The sequence below is a fragment of the Thiomicrospira microaerophila genome (assembly GCF_023278225.1).
Classification (GTDB): domain Bacteria; phylum Pseudomonadota; class Gammaproteobacteria; order Thiomicrospirales; family Thiomicrospiraceae; genus Thiomicrospira; species Thiomicrospira microaerophila_A.
Window position 1 is genome coordinate 713443 of sequence record NZ_CP070959.1, and the last position, 20639, is coordinate 734081.

20 protein-coding genes and 1 tRNA gene are annotated in these 20639 nt (G+C 43.6%); 13 read left to right on the forward strand and 8 right to left on the reverse strand.

Features of this window, described 5'->3' with window-relative positions; genetic code table 11:
* Nucleotides 1-35: 35 nt before the first annotated feature.
* Both JX580_RS03510 and JX580_RS03515 read right to left on the reverse strand, forming a co-directional pair.
* Nucleotides 36-974: a hypothetical protein gene (locus JX580_RS03510; protein WP_248851416.1), complete on the reverse strand. Its 939-nt coding sequence runs from the start codon at nucleotides 972-974 to the stop codon at nucleotides 36-38.
* A 74-nt stretch (nucleotides 975-1048) separates the two neighbouring features.
* Complete coding sequence (locus JX580_RS03515; RefSeq protein WP_248851417.1) at nucleotides 1049-1696, reverse strand: RluA family pseudouridine synthase; 648 nt, start codon at nucleotides 1694-1696, stop codon at nucleotides 1049-1051.
* A 50-nt stretch (nucleotides 1697-1746) separates the two neighbouring features.
* On the opposite strand from JX580_RS03515, the gene JX580_RS03520 reads away from it, so the two are divergent.
* On the forward strand, nucleotides 1747-2235 hold the full coding sequence (locus JX580_RS03520; RefSeq protein ID WP_248851418.1) for a low molecular weight protein-tyrosine-phosphatase: 489 nt from the start codon (nucleotides 1747-1749) through the stop codon (nucleotides 2233-2235).
* Between the two features lie 50 nt (nucleotides 2236-2285).
* Here the strand turns inward: JX580_RS03520 and JX580_RS03525 are convergent, their stop codons facing one another.
* From JX580_RS03525 to JX580_RS03535, 3 genes are all read right to left on the reverse strand, one after another.
* Complete coding sequence (locus tag JX580_RS03525) at nucleotides 2286-3521, reverse strand: methyl-accepting chemotaxis protein (protein ID WP_248851419.1); 1236 nt, start codon at nucleotides 3519-3521, stop codon at nucleotides 2286-2288.
* A 75-nt stretch (nucleotides 3522-3596) separates the two neighbouring features.
* Nucleotides 3597-4721 carry a protein-glutamate methylesterase/protein-glutamine glutaminase gene (locus JX580_RS03530; RefSeq protein ID WP_248851420.1) on the reverse strand — a complete coding sequence of 375 codons (1125 nt, stop codon included), beginning with the start codon at nucleotides 4719-4721 and terminating at the stop codon, nucleotides 3597-3599.
* A gap of 36 nt (nucleotides 4722-4757) precedes the next feature.
* The gene (locus JX580_RS03535) at nucleotides 4758-5585 is read right to left on the reverse strand and encodes a CheR family methyltransferase (protein ID WP_248851421.1); all 828 of its coding nucleotides are present in this window, start codon (nucleotides 5583-5585) and stop codon (nucleotides 4758-4760) included.
* 209 nt (nucleotides 5586-5794) lie between these two features.
* Between JX580_RS03535 and JX580_RS03540 the strand changes: the two genes are divergently transcribed.
* The 11 genes from JX580_RS03540 (at nucleotide 5795) to JX580_RS03590 (ending at nucleotide 14101) form a co-directional block, all read left to right on the forward strand.
* Entirely contained in the window at nucleotides 5795-6829 is a 1035-nt protein-coding gene (locus tag JX580_RS03540) for a hypothetical protein (protein WP_248851422.1), read from the forward strand.
* 157 nt (nucleotides 6830-6986) lie between these two features.
* Entirely contained in the window at nucleotides 6987-7346 is a 360-nt protein-coding gene (locus JX580_RS03545) for a response regulator (RefSeq protein ID WP_248851423.1), read from the forward strand.
* A gap of 26 nt (nucleotides 7347-7372) precedes the next feature.
* Nucleotides 7373-7645: an STAS domain-containing protein gene (locus tag JX580_RS03550; protein ID WP_248851424.1), complete on the forward strand. Its 273-nt coding sequence runs from the start codon at nucleotides 7373-7375 to the stop codon at nucleotides 7643-7645.
* 14 nt (nucleotides 7646-7659) lie between these two features.
* Complete coding sequence (locus JX580_RS03555; protein WP_248851425.1) at nucleotides 7660-7932, forward strand: EscU/YscU/HrcU family type III secretion system export apparatus switch protein; 273 nt, start codon at nucleotides 7660-7662, stop codon at nucleotides 7930-7932.
* 65 nt (nucleotides 7933-7997) lie between these two features.
* Nucleotides 7998-8074: transfer RNA gene (locus tag JX580_RS03560), tRNA-Pro, on the forward strand.
* A 145-nt stretch (nucleotides 8075-8219) separates the two neighbouring features.
* Entirely contained in the window at nucleotides 8220-9308 is a 1089-nt protein-coding gene (gene mltG, locus JX580_RS03565) for an endolytic transglycosylase MltG (RefSeq protein WP_248851426.1), read from the forward strand.
* A 23-nt stretch (nucleotides 9309-9331) separates the two neighbouring features.
* The gene (tmk, locus tag JX580_RS03570; protein WP_248851427.1) at nucleotides 9332-9958 is read left to right on the forward strand and encodes a dTMP kinase; all 627 of its coding nucleotides are present in this window, start codon (nucleotides 9332-9334) and stop codon (nucleotides 9956-9958) included.
* Nucleotides 9955-10923: an AAA family ATPase gene (locus tag JX580_RS03575; RefSeq protein ID WP_248851428.1), complete on the forward strand. Its 969-nt coding sequence runs from the start codon at nucleotides 9955-9957 to the stop codon at nucleotides 10921-10923. The genes tmk and JX580_RS03575 overlap by 4 nt, the downstream gene beginning before the upstream one ends.
* 3 nt (nucleotides 10924-10926) lie before the next feature.
* Nucleotides 10927-11718: a TatD family hydrolase gene (locus JX580_RS03580; protein ID WP_248851429.1), complete on the forward strand. Its 792-nt coding sequence runs from the start codon at nucleotides 10927-10929 to the stop codon at nucleotides 11716-11718.
* Nucleotides 11719-11726: 8 nt separating this feature from the next.
* The gene (locus tag JX580_RS03585) at nucleotides 11727-13565 is read left to right on the forward strand and encodes an ABC transporter ATP-binding protein (protein ID WP_248851430.1); all 1839 of its coding nucleotides are present in this window, start codon (nucleotides 11727-11729) and stop codon (nucleotides 13563-13565) included.
* Between the two features lie 110 nt (nucleotides 13566-13675).
* Complete coding sequence (locus JX580_RS03590; protein ID WP_248851431.1) at nucleotides 13676-14101, forward strand: Spy/CpxP family protein refolding chaperone; 426 nt, start codon at nucleotides 13676-13678, stop codon at nucleotides 14099-14101.
* Here JX580_RS03590 and JX580_RS03595 read toward each other — a convergent pair whose 3' ends face one another.
* The 3 genes from JX580_RS03595 to JX580_RS03605 form a co-directional block, all read right to left on the reverse strand.
* Nucleotides 14102-17848: a translocation/assembly module TamB domain-containing protein gene (locus JX580_RS03595; RefSeq protein WP_248851432.1), complete on the reverse strand. Its 3747-nt coding sequence runs from the start codon at nucleotides 17846-17848 to the stop codon at nucleotides 14102-14104. It lies immediately after the preceding gene.
* Nucleotides 17845-19599, reverse strand: a complete 1755-nt coding sequence (locus JX580_RS03600) for an autotransporter assembly complex protein TamA (RefSeq protein ID WP_248851433.1) — start codon at nucleotides 19597-19599, stop codon at nucleotides 17845-17847. Before JX580_RS03600 ends, JX580_RS03595 begins: the two co-directional genes overlap by 4 nt.
* Before the next feature lie 70 nt (nucleotides 19600-19669).
* A complete protein-coding gene (locus JX580_RS03605) occupies nucleotides 19670-19951 on the reverse strand; it encodes a cell division protein ZapA (protein WP_248851434.1) in 282 nt (93 codons plus the stop codon).
* A 77-nt stretch (nucleotides 19952-20028) separates the two neighbouring features.
* On the opposite strand from JX580_RS03605, the gene JX580_RS03610 reads away from it, so the two are divergent.
* Complete coding sequence (locus JX580_RS03610) at nucleotides 20029-20625, forward strand: UPF0149 family protein (RefSeq protein WP_248851435.1); 597 nt, start codon at nucleotides 20029-20031, stop codon at nucleotides 20623-20625.
* Nucleotides 20626-20639 lie beyond the last annotated feature (14 nt).

Sequence of the window (20639 nt, forward strand, 5' to 3'; positions counted from 1 at the left end):
TGTTATTTATGCGAAAAGAGCCTAAAAGGATTAGTTTACTTGCCTTTCAATTGAGCGAGTCGTTGCTTAATTTGATCGTTAGCCATTTTGAGTGCATTGTTTTTTTCACGAATCGACTTGAGTTCGCTAGCAATTTCCTCTGCGGATTTTGCGGTATTTAGTTGAGCTTGGTCAATAGTATAGCCTGCGTTTTTAACGGTTTCAAATGCACGTTCTGCAGCACTAAAGGTCGCTTCAATTGCGGATCGAGTTTTATCGGCAGAAAGTTGAGCTTGTTTCGCTGTCGTTATCGCAAGATTATTCACTTCAGACGCAGTTTGTTTGATCTCATCTGCAATAGAGCGCATTTCTTTGTCTAACTCAATGGCTTCTTGCATATAGTCAACTGAAGTATCAATCGAAGGCTCGGCTACTTCGTCTAGCTCGGCTACTTCGTCCAGCTCGGCTACTTCGTCCAGCTCGGCTACTTCGTCCAGCTCGGCTACTTCGTCCAGCTCGGCTACTTCGTCCAGCTCGGCTACTTCGTCCAGCTCGGCTACTTCGTCCAGCTCGGCTACTTCGTCCAGCTCGGCTACTTCGTCCAGCTCGGCTACTTCGTCCAGCTCGGCTACTTCGTCTAGCTCGGCTACTTCGTCCAGCTCGGCTACTTCGTCCAGCTCGGCTACTTCGTCCAGCTCGGCTACTTCGTCCAGCTCGGCTACTTCGTCCAGCTCGGCTACTTCGTCTAGCTCGGCTACTTCGTCCAGCTCGGCTACTTCGTCTAGCTCGGCTACTTCGTCTAGTGTAGCTAAGTTTTGATCATTTGGTTTTTCTTCTGTTTCAAACTCAAAATCATCCAGTCCCAACTCGCTATCCAATTCAGCAAGCGCATCTAGGTCACTCAGTAGTTCATCTGAAGCGTCATTTTCTTGAGTCTCTTCTAGCATTTTCATCATTTCTAAATTGGCTAGTTCTTCTTTTTCTTGAACAGTCATTGCAACCCCCTTTAATTGGTTGATAAGCTCAGGCTTTATTTATAAAAATCTGACAGCATGAAATATGCCAAGGTTTAGATAAACTCCGCTGGGCAGTTTATCGTCACCGCTTTTTGTTGAGTTGGGTGGTAAAAGCTTAATTCACCTGCATGAAGCATCAGCCTTTCTGTCTTGTTAATAGTTTGTTGATCAGCGTAAAGATTGTCACCTAAGATAGGGTGTCCAAGAGATTTCATATGTAATCTGAGTTGGTGAGAACGACCGGTAATCGGAAACAGGGCAATTGAAAAATAATCATTAAATTGTTGAATAAGCTTCCAACCTGTTTGAGCTGATCGGCCATGATTAAAGTCGATTATTTGTCGCGGTCGATTTTCCCAGTCACAGCGCATAGGAAGGTTAATGATACCCTCAGCCAGATTGAGTCGTCCGGTAGCTAAGGCATAATAAACCTTACGTGTCTGCCGGTCTTGAAACTGCATACTTAGCAGTCGATGGCTTTCTTTGTTACGAGCGAGCAAAAGAATGCCAGAGGTGTCCATGTCTAAGCGATGAACAATCAGCGCATCGGGGTGCGTGGTATGCAAGTAGCTTAGAACACAAGTTTTGTGTTCTGGTTTTTTTCCCGGTACAGACAACAGGCCGCTGGGTTTATTTACGACAAGGATGTCTTTATCTTCATAGAGTATCCATTCTTGTTTGGGTTCGATGTTTTTGATCATAGGTGGTCTTTGAGTGTAAAATCTAAGTTTATTTTATAGGAGCCAACTTCATGATCCAAAATATTTCTGTGTTATTTGTTTGTATGGGCAATATTTGCCGTTCACCTACAGCACACGCAGTGTTTAGAAAACTAGTTGAATCAGAAGGTTTTCAGCAGCAAATTAGTATAGATTCAGCCGGAACCCATGCTTATCATGTTGGTAATCCACCTGATGAACGTTCAATGAAAACAGCGGCTAAACGTGGTATCAAAATGCATGATTTGCGGGCAAGAAAAGTGGATTTTTCAGACTTAATCGAATTTGATTATATCCTAGCAATGGATGGTGATAATTTAGCGATTCTTGAACAGATGGCTCCTGCAGATTTAAAGCCAAAAATTAAGTTATTTATGTCTTTTGCTGAGGCGAGTCCTCATACTTATGTGCCAGATCCTTATTACGGTGGAGCAGAAGGGTTTGATCAGGTGTTCGATATGGTTGAACAAGCATCTAAAGGCTTATTGGATCATATCAAGCAAAAATATAAGCTAGTTTAATAGGTTTTTATCCCAACCAGGCCTGGTTGGGGTGTTAGCTGAATCCGCGTTTAGAAAAGCTCTATCTCGCCTTCATCCATTGTGCCGCTGCTGACTCGTCGCATACGACTGGCTTCGATCTGGTTTCGCTCTTCATGAATACGAGACCTAAAGTTATTCAATCGTTCTTGATATTCTGCTGCAGAGCTAGACGGCTTTGCTTTTTCTGCATCAAGATAATGATTAATTTCACGGGAAAAGCTATTTAAGTTTTCTAGGTGATTCATCACTTGCTCGACAAGTTGGCGAACTATATCTTCAAATTGTAATGAACGTACTGCGTTTGAAACGCTCTTTTCAATATCACCAATAATTCCTGAAACATCCCCAAGTTTACTTGAGATGGTTGTATTCATCGCTTCGAGGTCGGCCAGCATGGTATTAACACGATTCTGTGACGTGGCGGCTTGTTCCATGTCTTTGCTGGCCATTTCGCTAACAATTGATTTAACCTGCTCAACAGTTTGATTGGCTTTTTGTGCTTTAAGGCGAATTTGTTCGTTGAGTTGATTTGAATTTAAAGAAAGTTTTCTGACTTCGTCAGCGACCACCGCAAATCCACGACCCGCTTCTCCGGCTCTTGCCGCTTCAATCGCAGCATTTAAGGCGAGCAGGTTGGTTTGGTCTGCAATACCTTTAACATCCTCAAGTAGATGGAAAATACCGTCAATTTGGGTAACCATTTCATCAATTTTATGCATGGTTTGATTGCTGCGGTGGCTGCCATGGGAGATCATATCTATAAGTTGTTGAAGAACTTGTTTGGTTTCCGATGAGAATTTTTCAATACTCATGCCTTCACCTGTTCCGCCTAGGTTCGCTAGTAAGGAGAGAACTAATTCATACTGCTGTGTCGTTTGCTGATGTAATCCGGTAAAGCTGTTATTGAGTGTTTCAATGGCCTCAGCAACCAGTTCTTTTACCTGGCCCAGCTCACTGACAACTATATCCACTTCTTGAGAAACAACTGCGTCGACGTCCCGCATGATGACTTGCAAAGATTCGCCTGATTCGCGAATCGCAATGGATGGAGAAATTTGGGTATCAACCAAGGGAGCAGGTCTGGAGTCATCTTTAGCAGTAGGTTGAACCTGTTTAGCCCAAGCTAGCGCCGTTACAATGACAGAGATCACTGAAATGAGCGGAATATTCACAAGCAGTATCAAAAGGATAGTTACTAATGTAACTGTCCACGCGAGCCATTGATGCTTGGCCTGTGCCAGCGTTTTTTCTATGATAGATTTCATGCAAAACCTTTCCTTAATAGGGTGAAACCAAGGTAATTTTATACAGCTTATCACCAATAAGCAGGCTTTATGCCATTATTTATTAGCTAGGCTTAAAATTTTATGAGCCACTTGATCAAGTCCTAAAACATAATCGGCTGCGCCAAGCTTAACGGCTTCGCCGGGCATCCCCCAAACTACACTGGTTTTTTGATCTTGCGCAATGGTCGCTGCTCCGGTTTCTTGAATTTCTTTTAAGCCTTTTGCGCCATCAGCGCCCATGCCGGTTAAGATGACGCCGATGGCATTATTGCCAACATTTTGTGCTACGCTTCTAAACATCACATCAACCGACGGTTTGTGACGGTTTACTGGCGGGCCATCATTCAGACGGCAAATAAACTTGCCCCCTACAGGCTCTATCAGAAGGTGTTTATCACCTGGAGCAATATAAACATGGCCTTGGAGAATGGGTTGGTTATCTTTAGCTTCGTGCACAGTAAGCTCCGAAACACTGTCCATGCGTTGAGCAAATGGGCCGGAAAAAGCCGCTGGTATATGTTGCGAGATCACTATGGGTGGTGTGTTTGCAGGTAAGCGCATCAGCACTTCTTTTATGGCCTCCGTACCACCGGTTGAAGCGCCAATTGCGATAATTTTTTCACTGCTTCTAGCAGGCCGAGGGTGGGTCGATTTTTTAAGTATCACGTCCGCGTCATATTTTTCACTGACTAAGGAAGGGGCTTCGACTCGTTCAACTTTTGGTCGAGTTTGTTGGTTTGAGGAATAGCGGGCATATTGGCGTTCAAGAGTCCCGCGAGAGACTTTAGACGCCATCAGCACTTTGCTGCAAATTTCTTGGGTGTAATTTTCAAAAGTTTGTACTAGGTTGATTTTTGGTTTAGTAACAAAATCAATCGCGCCCAATTCAAGAGCTTGAAGTGTGACCTCGGCACCATGTTCGGTTAGCGTTGAAACCATTACTACTGGCAGGGGGTGGAGGCGCATTAAGTTTTTGAGGAAACTAATGCCGTCCATTTTCGGCATTTCAATATCTAACGTGAGTACGTCTGGGTGGAGTTGTTTAATCATATCCCGAGCCATGTAAGGGTCGTGGGCACTACCTACCACTTCAATTTGGGGGTGTGAAGACAGCATTTCACCTAACATTTGTCTGACTAGGGCAGAGTCGTCAACAATGAGTACTTTAATCTTATGCATGGGTTATTCTCTTGTTTAAGTTAGCAGCTTTTATGGCTATTTGATTTTTTTGTAAATGGTTTGTCCAAGTAGTTCAAAGCGATCACATATCTTATAAAGTGATTCTGAATGACCAATAAATAGGTGTCCTTGTTCGGATAAAAGATCCGCATAGCGATTAAATAATTTTGTTTGAGTTGGTTTGTCAAAATAAATCACAACGTTTCGACAAAAAATCACATCAATCTTATCCTTAATGGGCCATTCGTTCATTAGATTGATCTGGCCGAAATCTATAATGCTTTGCAGCTCAGGTTTTACCTTAACGAAGCCTTCTTTATCGCCTTTGCCTTTTAAGAACCAGCGCTTTTTTCTTGCTTCCGATACGCCTTTTAAGCGTTCGATGTTATAAATGCCTTGTCGCGCGGTTTCAACGACTGTTGTGTCTAGGTCTGTTGCTAAAACCCTTGCATTCCAGTCTTCGGGTACGGTTTCTTTAATAACGGTTGCTATGGAGTAGGGTTCTTCACCGGTTGAGCAGCCAGCCGACCAAATGCGTATTTTTTTAGAGGCCTTATTTTTCTGGAGCAAAAAGGGAATCACTGTTTGCGCTAAGTATTCAAAATGGTGGTTTTCTCTGAAAAAAAACGTCAGGTTAGTGGTGATGGCATTGATAAGGTTAACAAACTCTTCTTCGCCCGTTTCTTCAACATAGTCAAGGTATTCTGAGAAGCTGTTCATTCCAAGAAATCGAATGCGTTTTGCTAGTCGGTTATAGACCAGGTTTTTTTTGGTATCATTCAGATCAATGCCGGCAAAGTTATAGACGATGGATTTAACTCGCCTAAAGTCCTTGTCATTAAAAGCATACTCATTTGCACTCATAACGCGAGTTCCTTTTTCTAGAGCGTTGTATTTAAACTATCTCAGGTTTAAAAGCGTAAACTTAAATTTGTGTTTATGGCGTCTGTTATTCTAGGGCGTATATAAATCATATTATAGTTTAATATTTAATCTTAAAGGTTGAATGATTTGACTTAGATCGGACTGAACACAAAGCGATTTAATATTTTTATGACAAGAGCTTAAAAGTAATGGTAAAGATTGGACAAGCATTGGCCACAGCGCCCAGTGTGTTAAACACAGTTATTAACTCACCTCAGTTGCTTTTGAGCTTAAAATCAATGGTGGGGCAAACGGTGAGTTTGCAGGTTTTGCAGCGAGAGGACGGTGGGCTAAAGGTGTCCGTAGCAGGCCAAAGTTTTTTGGCTAAAACTCAGCTTGAGGTTACGCCGGGGCAAACATTGTTAGCTCGGGTTACCGAGCACCAGGGGCAAATTAGACTAATTGTTAATCAAGAGGGGTTGCCCAAACTGGATGACAAAGCCATTTATCGTCAGCTTTTACCCAATTCAACTGCTGTAAATCAAGTGCTCAGTACCCTAATGCAACCACAGATGCTTGCACAATTGCCAGCGAGTGTACAAGCCACTGTCAATCAAATTCTTAACCAGCTTCTTAGGATTGATAGTCGGTTAACGGCGGAAAAGTTTAAACAAGCATTAGAAGGTTCGGGTGTAATTTTTGAGAGCAGTTTGCGAAAAAAACATTCAGAAGTTAACAAGGATCTAAAAGGCCAGCTTTTCAAGTTGCAACAGCAAATTGCTGACCAAGCTGCCGGTTCGCGCTCAACGCCAAGTTTGGCGCAAGCGCTTGGCTTGGTCGGTCAGGCGATTAATCAAATCAGTTTGTTACAGTATAACCAATTAGGGCTTAACGATTTATTTACCTCTACAATCCCGATGTTATCAGAATCAAGAGTAGAGGCCATTCAGATTGAGATAAGGCACAAACCAGACAGGGAGCATGAGGTTTGGGAAGTTATGTTCAGTTTGCAAATACATGATGCGCCCTTGGTTTGTTTGTTAAGTTATGGCGAAGACCTATTCGAATGTAAGTTTTACATCGAAGATCAAGATGTGATGGCCCGGATAAAGCAACATCAAGATTTGCTTGAGCATTACTTCGCTGAATCGGGTCTTAAGTTGCGGTCGATTCAATGGTTAGCTTGTGCGCCAAACTTTAGCGCACAAGCTAAACGAGTTGGACTGATTGATGTTAAGGTGTAAAAAACGCGATCCATCTACTGAATTGGTGTTTTTTATAGAATTGTGTTTTACATAGCTTCAGAATGTGCGTAAAATCTGTTGAAAGTATTTTGTTTATTAATATCATGTAACCTAAGTTTATAGCTTGATTAAAATATAGAGATAGAGAGAAAGTGCAATGTCAAAAATCTTAGCGGTTGACGATTCAAAATCTATGCGTCAAATGGTGAGTATGTCACTTAAGTCAGCAGGGCACGATGTGACTGAAGCGGAAGATGGTGCTGTCGCGTTAGGTATTGCTAAATCAGAACAGTTTGACCTAGTTGTAACTGACATCAATATGCCTAATATGAATGGTATAGAGTTGATTACCGCCTTGAGGGCGCTACCAAATTACAAGTTTACGCCAATTCTTTGCCTAACCACTGAGTCATCAGGCGACATGAAAACTAAAGGAAAGGAAGCGGGGGCAACCGGCTGGATTGTTAAGCCTTTCAGCCCTGAAAAATTGCTTTCCGTGATTAATCGCGTCTTATAAAACAGCTTTTATAAAAGAGGTGTCGAATGAGCACACTAATCGAGTTACCTGAAAACCTAACCATTCATTATGCTTCCAGTTATCTTGATCAGGTAAAAGAGCAGGTTCTGAACGCAGAAGATGTTGTTTTTGACGGGGCTAAAATCGAAACAGTCGATACTGCAGGTGTTCAGTTATTGCTTGTCATGGTAAAAGACCTTTCGTTGAAAGGTATTGGGCATCGTTTTGAAAGCCCAAGCAAAATTTTAATGGAATCCGTTCAAGGGTTGGGATTGGCCGCTGACTTCAACATGGCTTAAACCTCAGGTAATGAATGCCCAAGCTAACTGACAAGGTTGCGATATCGCTTGAGTATGCGGGTGATAGTGCGCCTAGAGTATCAGCTAAGGGATCAGGATTCATTGCAGAGCAAATCCTTGAGATTGCCAAGCAACACGGCATCCCAATCAAACAAGATGCCGAGTTAACAGAACTTCTTAGTCAAGTTGAGCTAAACCAAGAAATCCCGCCTGTTTTATATGAGGCTGTGGTTCAGGTTCTTGTTTTTGCTTATCAAGTTTCGGGCAAACCTCTGCCCAAGCCTTAAATCGATTCTTTCTATAAAGAAAAGCTTGAAACTAGATTGTTTTAAGTTAGAATACACAACGCGTTCGGGGCATGGCTCAGCCTGGTAGAGCACCGTCATGGGGTGGCGGGGGTCGAAGGTTCAAATCCTTCTGTCCCGACCAAATTTCTCAACTAAAATTGGTAAGCTTCACAATTTTAGTTCATATTTGATTTATTTCAGTCGATTTCAACTTCCACTATTAATTACAAGTGATTAGGTTCGTTAAAGTATAATTAACTTTTTTAATGTAATTTAGTTATTCTTCGATGGCTTCATCTTCAAACAAAACTACTGATGCGCAGGCATCAGACAATCCGATTGACTTGCAGGCTAAGACTTTGACCTTGTGTGGGCTTCGATGTTGGGCGTGGCGAAGTGCTTGGTTGTTTGTGGGTTTGTTGTTAGCGAGTGCTTTGGTTTGGAGCTATGGCTATTATTTGTTGAATAAGCCTATTTCTCAGCAACAAAACCTAACGATCATTGAGCTTTCCGCTGGTACTTCTGCGCGCCGAATGATTTATAGCTTGAATCAAGCAGGCCTGCTTGATCATCCTCGTGCGTTTGAGTGGTATTTGCGTTATCACCAGCTTGCCCATCAGTTGCGCCCCGGTGAGTTAGAAGTTAATCCTGATTGGACTTTTTCTGAGTTAGCGCAGGCTTTAATCAGTGGTCAGCGTGTTCGTTATCCTTTTGTTATTATTCCCGGTGAAACTTTGGCGCAGGTTCGATATAAGTTGGCCGCGCTGCCTAAAATTAATCATGTTTTAGATGACCAGGCCTGGTTGTCTTTGGGTGATCAGCTAGGTGTAGGCGATAATTTGGAAGGTTGGTTATTGCCTGAAACCTATTATTATCATAAGGGTGAAACCGATTTGGTTTTGGTGAGCCAGGCCGTGCGTTCAATGCAGCAGGTATTAGACCAGGCCTGGCAAAACAAAGCCGAGGGTTTGCCCTTGAAGAATCCTTATGAAGCTTTGATTTTGGCGTCAATTATTGAAAAAGAAACGGGTGCTGCGCATGAACGTAATAAAATAAGTGGTGTTTTTGTGCGTCGCTTACAACGTGGCATGCGGTTGCAAACCGATCCTACGGTGATTTATGGCATGGGGGATCTTTATCAAGGTCGGATTGGTCGGGCCGGCTTGGATACTTGGACGCCTTATAATACCTATCGAAATCATGGGTTAACACCTACACCGATTGCGATGCCTAGCCGTGAATCTGTATTGGCGGCGGTTAATCCTGATGATTCTGAAGCCTTATTTTTTGTTTCCAAGGGCAATGGTGAGCATCATTTTTCGGCGACCCTAGATGAGCATAACCGTGCGGTGCGTCGTTATATTTTAAATCGCTGAAAAGACAAAGGGATGGTTAGAGTGTGAGGGGTAAATTTTTAACGCTGGAGGGCGGTGAGGGCGCGGGTAAATCAACGAATTTAAGGTTTATTGAGCATTATTTACAGCAGCAGGGCATTGATTTGGTGATTACTCGTGAGCCGGGAGGGACGGAGCTGGGTGAAGCTATTCGTGGGTTATTGTTGGATAAGCAGTATAAAACCATGACGGCTAGCTGTGAGTTACTTTTGATGTTTGCGGCGCGTGCGCAGCATATTGAAACGCTAATTAAGCCAGCGTTGGCTGCCGGAAAGTGGGTGGTTTCGGATAGATTTACCGATGCGACCTACGCTTACCAAGGGGCGGCAAGAGGGCTGGGCTTTGACAGGATTGCGCCGATTGAAGATTGGGTTCAGCAGGGTTTTAGCCCCGATTGTACCTTTGTGTTTGACTTGCCGGTAGAGATAGGCATGCAACGAGTGGCTCAGCGTGGTAATGAGGTGGATCGATTCGAGCAAGAGCAGTTGGCTTTTTTTGAGGCGGTGCGTCAAGCTTATTTGCTTCGTGCCAGTCGGTCGGCTGAGCGTTATTGTGTGTTAGATGCAGCCCAGCCTTTAGAAGCGGTTCAAATTCATATTAAAAATCAACTTAATCGGTTAATCGAACAATGATCTATCCTTGGCAACAAGATCAGTGGCAAAGCTGGTTGGCGCAGTTTGAACGTTTGGGTCATGCTTATTTGCTTACAGGTTCAACGGGTTTGGGTTTAACGGTGTTTGCGCAGACTATGGCGCAATCTTTGTTTTGCCAACGGCATGATGCGTGTGGTCAGTGTTCGGGTTGTCGTCAGTTTTTAGAGCGAAACCATATTGATTTTTTTCAACTTGAGGTGCTTGAAGGCAAGAAGGAAGTCGGGGTCGAGCAGGTACGTCAATTGACACAAAAATTGATGCAGACTTCTTATCATGGTGGATATAAAGTAGCGCTATTGCCTGAGGTTGAGCGTTTTAATACGTCTGCTTTTAATGCACTGCTAAAAACGCTGGAAGAGCCACCTCAGCAAACATTGTTGATTTTAACCAGTTATCAGCGTGATCGTTTACCGGCTACTATTGTCAGTCGTTGCCAACAGATCGCGTTTAGCGCCCCTGTTTTGGCTGAAAGTGAAGCTTGGTTAGCACAACAAATTCAAAATTTATCCCCTCAGCTTTGTAAACGGGCTTTACGTTTGAATTGGGGTGCGCCTTTAGCGGCTTTAGATTGGCTAAATAACCAGGCCTGGTTGTTGGATGAGGCTTGGCAAGCGAATTTAACCGAATTGGTTAAGGGGCAGACAACGCCTTCAAACTGTGCGGGTGTTTGGTTAAAGTGGCCTTGTCCAGAAAAGGTGTTTGATCAGTTTTATTTATTGAGCGTCAACGCCATTCGGAGAGGTTTTTATCAGCAGCAACCTCTTAATCCGAACTGGTTTAGTTTTCAGCAGCAAATTTTACAGGCCAAGCTCGATTGGCAGGGTAATGCGAATAAGGAGTTGTTGTTGGAGTCATTATGTTTACTTTATTTGGCGCTACAATCTGATAATTCGTTAACTATTCCCACTATTTTTACCGATACAAGAATAAGAGGAAGGCTTTAAAGTATGATTATTGATTCTCACTGCCATTTAAATATCTTACCGATCGATAAAGTGGGGGATACCGAACAAGTGATTCAGGCTGCAGCCGACCTAGGTGTTGGTCGGATGATGTGTGTTGCAATTGGGCCAGATAAATGGCAAGAAGTGTTGGATTTAACCGATCGGTTTCCACAGGTTTATGCCAGTATTGGTATACATCCTTGCAGTGATGAAACTGTGGTCGCTGCTGATGAACAAATTATTCAAGCAGCAATCCATCCAAAAGTTTTAGCGATTGGCGAAGTGGGTCTGGACTATTTTCATCAATCTCCTGATCAGCAGGATTTAGGTTATCAACACCAGCGGTTTCGCCAACATATTCGTATTGCCAAGCAGTTGAATAAACCCCTGGTGATCCATACGCGTTCTTCTACCCCCGATGTGTTAAAGATCTTGCGCGAAGAAGGTGCGGATCAAGTGGGTGGTATAATGCATTGTTTTGTTGAAGATTTGGCCACCGCTGAAAAAGCGATCGAGCTGGGTTTTTATATTTCTTTTTCCGGAATTTTGACCTTTAAGAATGCAACCGAATTGAAAGCAGTGGCGCAAGCCTTGCCTTTAGATCGGATCTTGGTTGAAACCGACGCGCCTTATCTTGCGCCTGTGCCTTATCGTGGTAAAACCAATCAACCTGGTTATACGCGTTATGTGGTCGAAGAAATTGCCCGACTTAAAGACCTGCCGTTTGAGCAGGTGGCCCAGGCCACGACGGAAAACTTTTGTCGACTTTTTAGTTTACCAAACCACTTTCGCTAGGATTTCTAATGACCGATAGCATAGCGACTACTCAAGCTACAAGGCTAGATGCAAATGAAAACTTGCAACCAGGCCTGGTGGCGGACTACAGTTGGCAACGGATTTGGCAGTTAGTTAAACAGCATAAACCTTTATTAATCAAGGCGCATATCATTGCGCTGTTTGCAACCTTAGCGACCGTTCCGTTGCCTTTACTGCTGCCTTTATTGGTTGATGAAGTTTTGTTGGATCAGCCAGCTTGGATTGTTGCCAGTTTGCAAGCTTTGGCACCCGAAAGCTGGTATTCAGCTGTCTACTATATTGTGGCGATCACCATCTTGACCATTGTGTTGCGGGCCATCGGGGTTGGCCTGGGTGTTTGGCAAATGCAGCAGTTTACCGTCATTTCTAAGGATGTAACCTATCGAATCCGGCGAGATTTATTGGCGCGCGTTCAAGGGGTGTCGATGGCACAATATGAAACCCTGGGTACCGGTTCGGTGAACGCGACATTGGTGAACGATGTTAACACCATTGATAGTTTTCTTGGCACCACGGTCGGTAAGCTGTTAATCGCACTGTTTAGTTTGGTCGGTATGACGGTTATTTTGCTTTGGTTGCACTGGCAGTTAGCCTTGTTTATTTTGCTGATGAATCCGCTAGTGGTTTATTTCACCGTTAAGATGGGACGTAAGGTTAAGACCTTAAAAAAAGATGAAAACACCGCATTAGATGCGTTTCAACAAGCTTTGTCTGAAACTTTGGATGCCTTGATGCAGGTTAGAGCCAGCAACCAAGGTCGATCGTTTTTTCAGCGTATTAATGAAAAAGCGTTTAATGTTAAGCGCCACTCAGAAACCTTTACGTGGAAAAGTGATGCCGCAGGACGTTTATCTTTTTTAATTTTTCTGGTCGGTTTTGATATTTTCCGTGGTGTCAGTATGCTAATGGTGGTGTTTTCGGATTTATCTATTGGTCAAATGATGGCGGTATTTGGTTATCTATGGTTTATGATGGGGCCGGTACAAGAGTTGTTGGCCATTCAGTATAGCTATAATGCTGCCAGTGCTGGATTACAGCGCATAAATTCAGTTTTAGATTTAAAGCAAGAACCCATCTATCCGGCGAAGTCGAATCCGTTTGCAACGCCGGAGCCGGTTGCTGTTAGGGCTGAGAATCTGGTTTTTCATTATCCGGGTAAAACCGAGCGGGTTCTTAATAACCTAAGCTTTGAGATTAGGCCTGGCGAGAAGCTCGCTTTAGTGGGGGCCAGTGGTGGCGGTAAAACCACATTGGTTCAGATGCTGCTGGGGTTCTATCAGCCTGATTCTGGCCAGGTTTATTACAATAACCAACCGATTGAGCGGATCGGTTATGATCAGGTTCGCGAAAAGGTCGCTACGGTTCTACAAACCCCGATGTTGTTTAATAGTAGTATCCGTTTTAACCTCGCTTTGGGGCGTGATTTGACTGATGAGCAGCTTTGGTTGGCTTTAAGCCAAGCGCAGTTGACTAAAACCGTGGAGGCTTTGGATCAGGGTCTGGATACCATTGTTGGTCGCAATGGTATTAAGCTTTCAGGTGGACAACGCCAGCGTTTGGCGATTGCGCGCATGATTTTACAAGATCCTAAAGTCGTGATTATGGATGAGGCGACCTCGGCCTTGGATTTAGAAACAGAACGCCAACTTTATCAGGATTTGGCTCCGTTTTTTGCAGGTCGCACTACCCTAATTGTGGCACATAGGCTGAGTTCTATCCGTCAGGCGGATCGTATTTTGGTTTTTGAAGACGGCCATATCATTGAAAGCGGGGATCATGAAGCGCTGCTTGCCAAGCAAGGTACTTATCATCGGCTGTTTAGATAGCGCGTGTCAGTTTGAATTTAGCCTTTGCTAATCTCTTTTTGCTTGCAAATTCTTGTGCTTTTAAATGTGATTTAATGTTTAGAAATTAATTAAACCTTGGAGGTCAGGAAATGAAAGTCAAAGGATTACTCGCTGCGGTTTTGTCAGCAGGCCTGCTGGTCAGTACCAGCAGTTTTGCGGAACGTAGTTTTAACCTAGCTACACCGGTTGTTGTGTTGATGCCGCATGTTATGCCTAATGCGATGTTATTAGAGATTTCGCCTGAGCAAGCACCGCAAATTCGTCAAATCGCGAATGTGATGACGGCAGAGCGTGAATCGAATGAAATTATGACGCGTGAACTCCGAAAGGAGTTGTGGGAGTTAACTTCTCGCTATGAAACAGATCCGGCAGCGCAACAAGAGTTAATCAAGCTGATTGCCGAAGCCGAGAAGCGTCGAGTTGAAATGAGTATTGAGTGCGCCGCTCAACTTAGGCAAATCCTTAGCCCTGAACAGTGGGATTTGTTAGTTGAGTTGGCAGCAGACGTTCAATAGTTATTTACGTTGACGTTGATGGATTAAGTCAACCGAACTGCGATCATCACGGTTGTCACTTTTAATCGTCCAGTTTTCGTGAAGTTTTAGGAAAACTTGGATTGCATTATTCTGTTGGCCCGACATATCATGGGCATAGCGAATATAGAGGTTGTCGGTCAGTGAGCGACCTAACAAAAGGTTGCTCACTTGATTGTTTTGCACGTCGAAATAGATATCTTCTACCCCAAGCGCGCGGGTAAATCGGTTTAAAGCTCGGCTGTTATTTTGAATACCAAATCGATAAAATGCCGTCAGTATTTGAGATTCATAATTGGGTTCGTTTTCTAAATCGGCAGTGCGTCCGAAAATTAACATATTAATAATGCGCCCCTCAGACATGGGGGGATTGGCATAAAATATAAACTGGGGTTGACTCGGTGTTCCTGTGATATTAAGTCTTGCCGTGGTGCGCTCAACGACTCTAAATATATTAACATTCAGTTGAGGGTTGGCGATATTGCCGCTAAAACTAAAGCTGGAGCCGTCAATCAAGACTCGGTTTCTGCGTTCGAGTTGGATAAAGCCAGAAGTTAATCGTACCTCTCCGAACGCGCTCATGTCTCTGTCTTGCTTGGTTTGTATCAAGCGCAATTCGCCACCTAAATAGGCTTCGGCATCCAGTACACTTACTTTCACCTGCTCACCCAAACCAATACTAAGATTAAATTCTAGTGCGGACTCATGCTGTTGTTCATTTAGGATCTCGCCGTCCCGACTCATGATGATTTCATCTTCACTCGGCGAGGTCCGTTGGTGTAGCGGCATTTTAGCTAAATCAAGGAAGCTATTATGCAGTTCAAGCTGTCCTTCAAGGTAGGTTCGATCTGGGTTAACCTCTAGGGTTAGGTTGGCAGCGGTAAAGACCTGTGCAAAGGGTGCTTTTAGTAGCTCAAAAGAATCGGTTAAAAGGTGGAGCTTGAGTGCGGCTTCACCGCCCAAAGGTGCTAGGTTAAGTGTGACTTCAGCTTGGCGATTTTCGGGTTGTTGCCAGCGACCAAACGCGGTTATCTGGTCATTTTCGATATCGGCTTGAAGATCCAATCGTTGTTGTTTAAGCTCCAATAGCGGAATATCAAATGCAAGGCCAAGATTAGCACGGCTATTATGCTGAATGGCCTCGATTGATCCCATTATAGAGGTTTGCCAATCAAGCCTAGTTTGATGAAGATCGAATTGTTTTGTCAGTTGTTCGCTGAGGTTGAGTTCATCCAATGTCAAGCGCAGGTGACCATCCAGTTCCGCTTTTGACCATTCTGGGTTGGGGAAAGCATGGACACGAGCGTTCAGTTGTCCTGTTTGGTTAACGATGGCGTGTGTTGTTAAGTTGGCTTGATCAGCTTGCCAATCAACGGATAGCTGAAGTTGTTCAATCAAAAGTGGCCATTCATAGCCCTGCTCAATCAAGTTGAGGTTTAGGGTTTCGATTGAAATCGATTGTTGAATCGCTAAATCATTTTGCCATAGCGCTTGACCCTGCCCATCCAGCTTGGCCTTAATCGAGAGATTGTCGGGAATAACAGGGTGAATCCATTCAACAACCGGCCACTGGTTAAAATGCCAGCGGGCTTGCTGGTCTTTAACGCTAGCACATAGTTGACTTGAAGTATGAGAGGCCAATGCTAGACAGATTGAGCTAATCTCAAGGCCAGTTTCTTGCTGCCAGTTTAATTGGCTGGTTTCAGAAAGCAGCCAAACACCGGTATTGGGTTGTGCGATTACAAATTGGTTGATAAGGACCTTGAGCTTGTCGAGCGAGGGTTGTGCTTCAAACGTATCCAGCGCTAGGTGCCCATAAGGACTGGATAGATTGAGAAGGGTGTTTAAACCTAGTTGCTTAGGAGTGCGCTGTATTGACAGGTAATTAATCAGTGAATCTGCTTGCGCTAAGGAATCTGCGTCCTTGGCTCGTTGAGTTAGGCTGGCAAGTTCAAGTTTAAATTGGCTCCAGCCTAGATCGTGAATGGGCAGATTAGCCTCAAGATCGAGTTGATTAAGCATTAAACCTTGGTAATGCATTTGCGGTATATTGAGGTTTAGATCTAACCAGGCCTGCTTAAGCTCGTTGCGCTCAGAGGTTAGCTTGCCATGAACCGAAGCCTGTGCTTTGGCCTGTCCTTGTATCTCATGATGCCCGACTAAATCTTGCAGTTGGTTAAGGCTTGTCCCGATATTGATTAAAAAATCCTGCTGTTTTAAATAACCCTCTAGGTTTAATCGATTGTTACCTATTTGTGCGTTTAGCTGTTGAATGACAAATTCATCAAGGGAGGTGTTTATCGACATGAGTCCTTCAATTTGACCTGATTGTTCTGCATAGGCTAAACGATCTAGGTTAACGTCTATTTCGTAGACGTCTTGCGAAGTTATTTGACTGTTAATCTGTCCGCTTAAACCGAGCGTTTCAGGTAAGCCCAGAAGATCGAAGCTTTTAATATTTATTTTGCTGATTCGTTGCTGGTAGCTCTCTAGGTTCCATTGGATTTGACTGGTGAGCGTGTAGTCAAAGGATGAGTCTAACCAGCCAAGGTTCCATTGCTCAGTTTGCAGGTCAATCAGAAATGATTCAGGTTGGGTTAGCAGGGTGTTGGATGCGCTGTTAGGCCATTTTATTTTTCCATGGCTTGCCAGGGTTCCGTGGTCTTCAATCGTAAAGTCGAGTTGATAGTTAAAATAGTCGATCAGTCGATAGTCAGTTTTCAGCTTAAGGTTGTTTGTTGGCCAGTCATTGACCTGGCTTGTTAGCTTAACCTTGGTTTTACCTTGTTGTTGTGAAAAATTAAAAGATTGGATGGTTTGGCTATCGACAATCTTAACATGCAGTTCTTCAGAGAGGTCAGCGTTGATTTCTTGCCAGTCAGACTCAAGATGGAAGCCGTGCTCATCGAGTTTTAGTTGATGGTTTGATCGCACTCGATAAGGGGTTTGGCTGTTTACTGCAAAATCCAGGTTGTCGAGTGATCCAAACCAGTTGAGTTGGACAGCCAGTTGTTCAAATGGGTCTAGCCCCTTAAGTTTTAAATCAAATTGGCCTTCAAATTTTTGTGGGTCGATAAAATGGCTACGAAGCGTTAACCAGGCCTGGTAATCCTGTTGATTAAGGGTAAATTCACTCTGGAACTGACTAATCTTAAGTTGTTTTGCTTGCCAAGCCAGTTGTGTATTTAATCTATCAATACTCAAGAGGTCTTGATCGGATTGCTTGAGATTAATAGCTTCCAGAGTGAGTTGATCAATGGCAAGATCGTAGCTAAGCTGATCTATAAAACCAAATGGCGAACTTAGGCTTGAGTAGAGTTCAGCCCAATTAAATACTTGGGGTTCATTATCCTGAGTAGCCAGAATGTTAAGGTCAAGTTGCTCGATATGGAGTCGTTTAAACTGAAAATCGCCATAGATCCACTGTAAGGGGTTCCAGCGCCAGTCAAATTGCACTATCCGGAGTTCGAGTGCTTCGTCTTGGTAGTTGAGTTGATGCAGACTTAGCCCAGAAAATAGGGAACCCTCTGAGTAACCGATTGAAAGTTTGTTGTCTGTCCATTCAGGCAGGTGTGGCCAGAGATAATTCGGTGCTTTGGGATGAAAAATAAACAGGCTGGTAAGGGTTAGTATCGTTAACAACAGCAGCGTAAGCAGTCCGGTTGTTAGTCGAAAAACAAAACGGAATAAACGGTTAATTAAGGCGGCCTGGTTTGTTGTTTGCGTCATAGGTCTAGCCCAATCGAAAGATGAATGCGCCAAAAACGATTGTAGTCTGGCTCTGATACCGGCCAAGCAATATCCAGTTTGGCGGTGCCGATAGGGATAAAACCTCTTAAACCTATGCCTGCGCCAACTTTCGGGGCTTTGAGGCTATTCTGGTTACTGACTTGGCCGGCATCGGTGAATAAACCAAATCCAAGAAATTGACTGATACGAAAATCTGTTTCTAATGAAGCCAAAATCATATTGCGACCACCAATAAATTGTCCATTATCATCGCTGATTCCAATCGATTCAAACTTGTAGCCTCTTAGATTTTCGCCCCCTAACAGATAACGATAACTGGCCGGTATGCTTTGGTTTGAATCGGCAAAAGTGAGTCCAAACTGTCCTCGCGCAAGTATTCGCCAAAAATGAACAGGGGCATAAATGCCACGACTAGCCCATTCAAACTGTATAAACTCACTTTCAGAAAGGCTATGCTCGGCAGTCATTCTGAAGGTTGCGTTATGACGATAACCAAGGGTAGGGTAGGCTTCGTTATTGACCCAACGTTTTTGAATGCCGGCACCGACCAATAGCAGTTGGTTAGATTCTTGAGCCTGACCGGTATAACGAAAGGTTTCTTTTTCCAGTGAGCTGAATAAATTGACTTGCCAAGTGTCATCGAGTTTAAAGATAAAACTAGGGGTGAAGGCCGCTCGATTACGTTTTAAGCTGTCTGACTGTGTGGCATCGATACTTAACCCCAGGTTCCATTCTTGTCGGATAGGTCTTGGTCCCGGTAAGCGGTAATTGAATTGAAAAGACTGCGCGCGTTCGCCATAAAGCGCATCAGCTTGGTAGCTGTGGCCTCGTCGGTTGATAATACGATCTTCAAAACCTAACAGGATCCGCCCACCGGTATCTGTACCATAGCCCACTCCAGCACTGTATGCCTGACGAAGGTTATCTTCAAGTTCCACTCGAATGGGAATTTGTCGGTTTTGTTGTTCTTCAAAAATAGGATCTATCCGCACCATTCCGAAATAGCGGCTGTCAATCAATGCGCGCTGGAGTCGGGTCATGTCTTGCTGATTAAAAGGATCTCCCGGTTTAATTTCTCTATATCGATTTAGCAGATTTTCGGGTACTTGTTTGCTTTTTGAAAAATGAACTTCACCAAATTGATAGCCTTGTTGGGTGTCGAGGTGAATAAAAATATCGGCAACACCCAGTTCTGGATAAACCCTAAACTCCCGACGAACAAAGTTGGCATCAAGGTAGCCTTGGTTTAATGCGATGTTTCTAAGCTCTGAAAGGGTTTGAGTGTAATCGCTGTGAATTAGTTGGTCGCCCCTTTCTAGCCGAAGTTCGAATTGGAGATAGTTTTGCCATTCTATTAAATCTTTGCCATCTCCAATAATTTCAATTTCTATTATTCTAATTCTGATCGGTGCATCAAGCAAAATTTCAAAACTGATTAATGTTTGATTTTCTTTTCGCTCAAGGCGTTTATCCAATTCAAGTCCATAGAAACCATGGGCGCGCAGGGTGTTGCGTATTTCTTTGGGTGCTCGTTCAAATAGAAAGTCCGTTTGCGCTGGAAAGGCATCGGTTTCAAGTTGGGCAATAGAGAGGTCTTTTTTAAGCTGATTAGTTAATTGATTAATGCGTTCGCATTCAAGTGGTTGCACACAATCGACTTGAATGTTGAGTTCAATAGGTTGGGCTTGACTGCCTAATGGCCATATTAAGGACAGCGCTACTATGGTCATTAGCATTGGATGCAAACTATAAAATTTGCATGGTAAGCAACGGAAAAATAAGCCCATGCGTAAAAAGGAATTAGGGCGTTTCATCTGCCGCATTATTATTGAGTTCAAGTGCCAAGCGATCAAGTTGCTTTTCTAAGTGGTCTGTGTAGGCGAGGGTGTCTTTTTTTAGTTGTAGATAGTCATAACAAATATTGAGCGCGACCATTAGGATTTTGGTTTCGCCTTTAAGATGAGGGACCAAATCTAGCTTGTTGTCTAAAAAGTCGGCTGCTTGTTCAAGTTTGGCTTGGTCTTCAGGTTCACAAGGAACTTCAAAACGGTGGTTCATGAGTCTAATAGTATGGGTTTGCATAAGGCTTCCTTTATTTCAATCTAGCCTGTGTTATTATTCCGTTATTGTAACAAAACAGATGAAATAAGAAGTATTTTATGGATAGTAACTTCACATTTGATGACTATGCAGCCGCGCTGCAACCCTTTTCTCAGCTTGAATCCGCATCCTTTGTTCAAGGCATGCTTGTTGGGTATTTATCGGCTTCACCTGATAGCACTGAGGCTCAGTGGATTAAGCAACTGGTGGATGAAGGCGGCATTAGCAAAGTAAAAGAGTCTTTTTTGGTGATACTGCATGCGCTCTACACCGAAACCCTCGCCGGCTTGAATAGCGAAAGCTGTGACCTGAATTTGCTGTTGCCGGATGATGATGCCCCGATAACACGCCGTGTTGATCATCTAGCTCAATGGTGTGAAGGGTTTATGTACGGCTTAGGTTTGGGTGAGCTGGGTGAGGTATCGCGTGAAGTGACAGAGGTATTGAATGATTTAGCGGATATTGCGATGTTGGCGCTTCCTGAGCAGGAGGATGAGCAGCTGAATGACAGCCTAATCGAATTGGTAGAGTTTGTTAGAATGGCAGCGATTATGATTTATGACGAACAAAATCCAATTGCCAAACCTAAAATTGAAGTTGATGAACAACAAGCTTTAGTTGCCGAGCTTCAAACGGCTAAGCCTACTTTGCACTAACGGATTTTATTTTG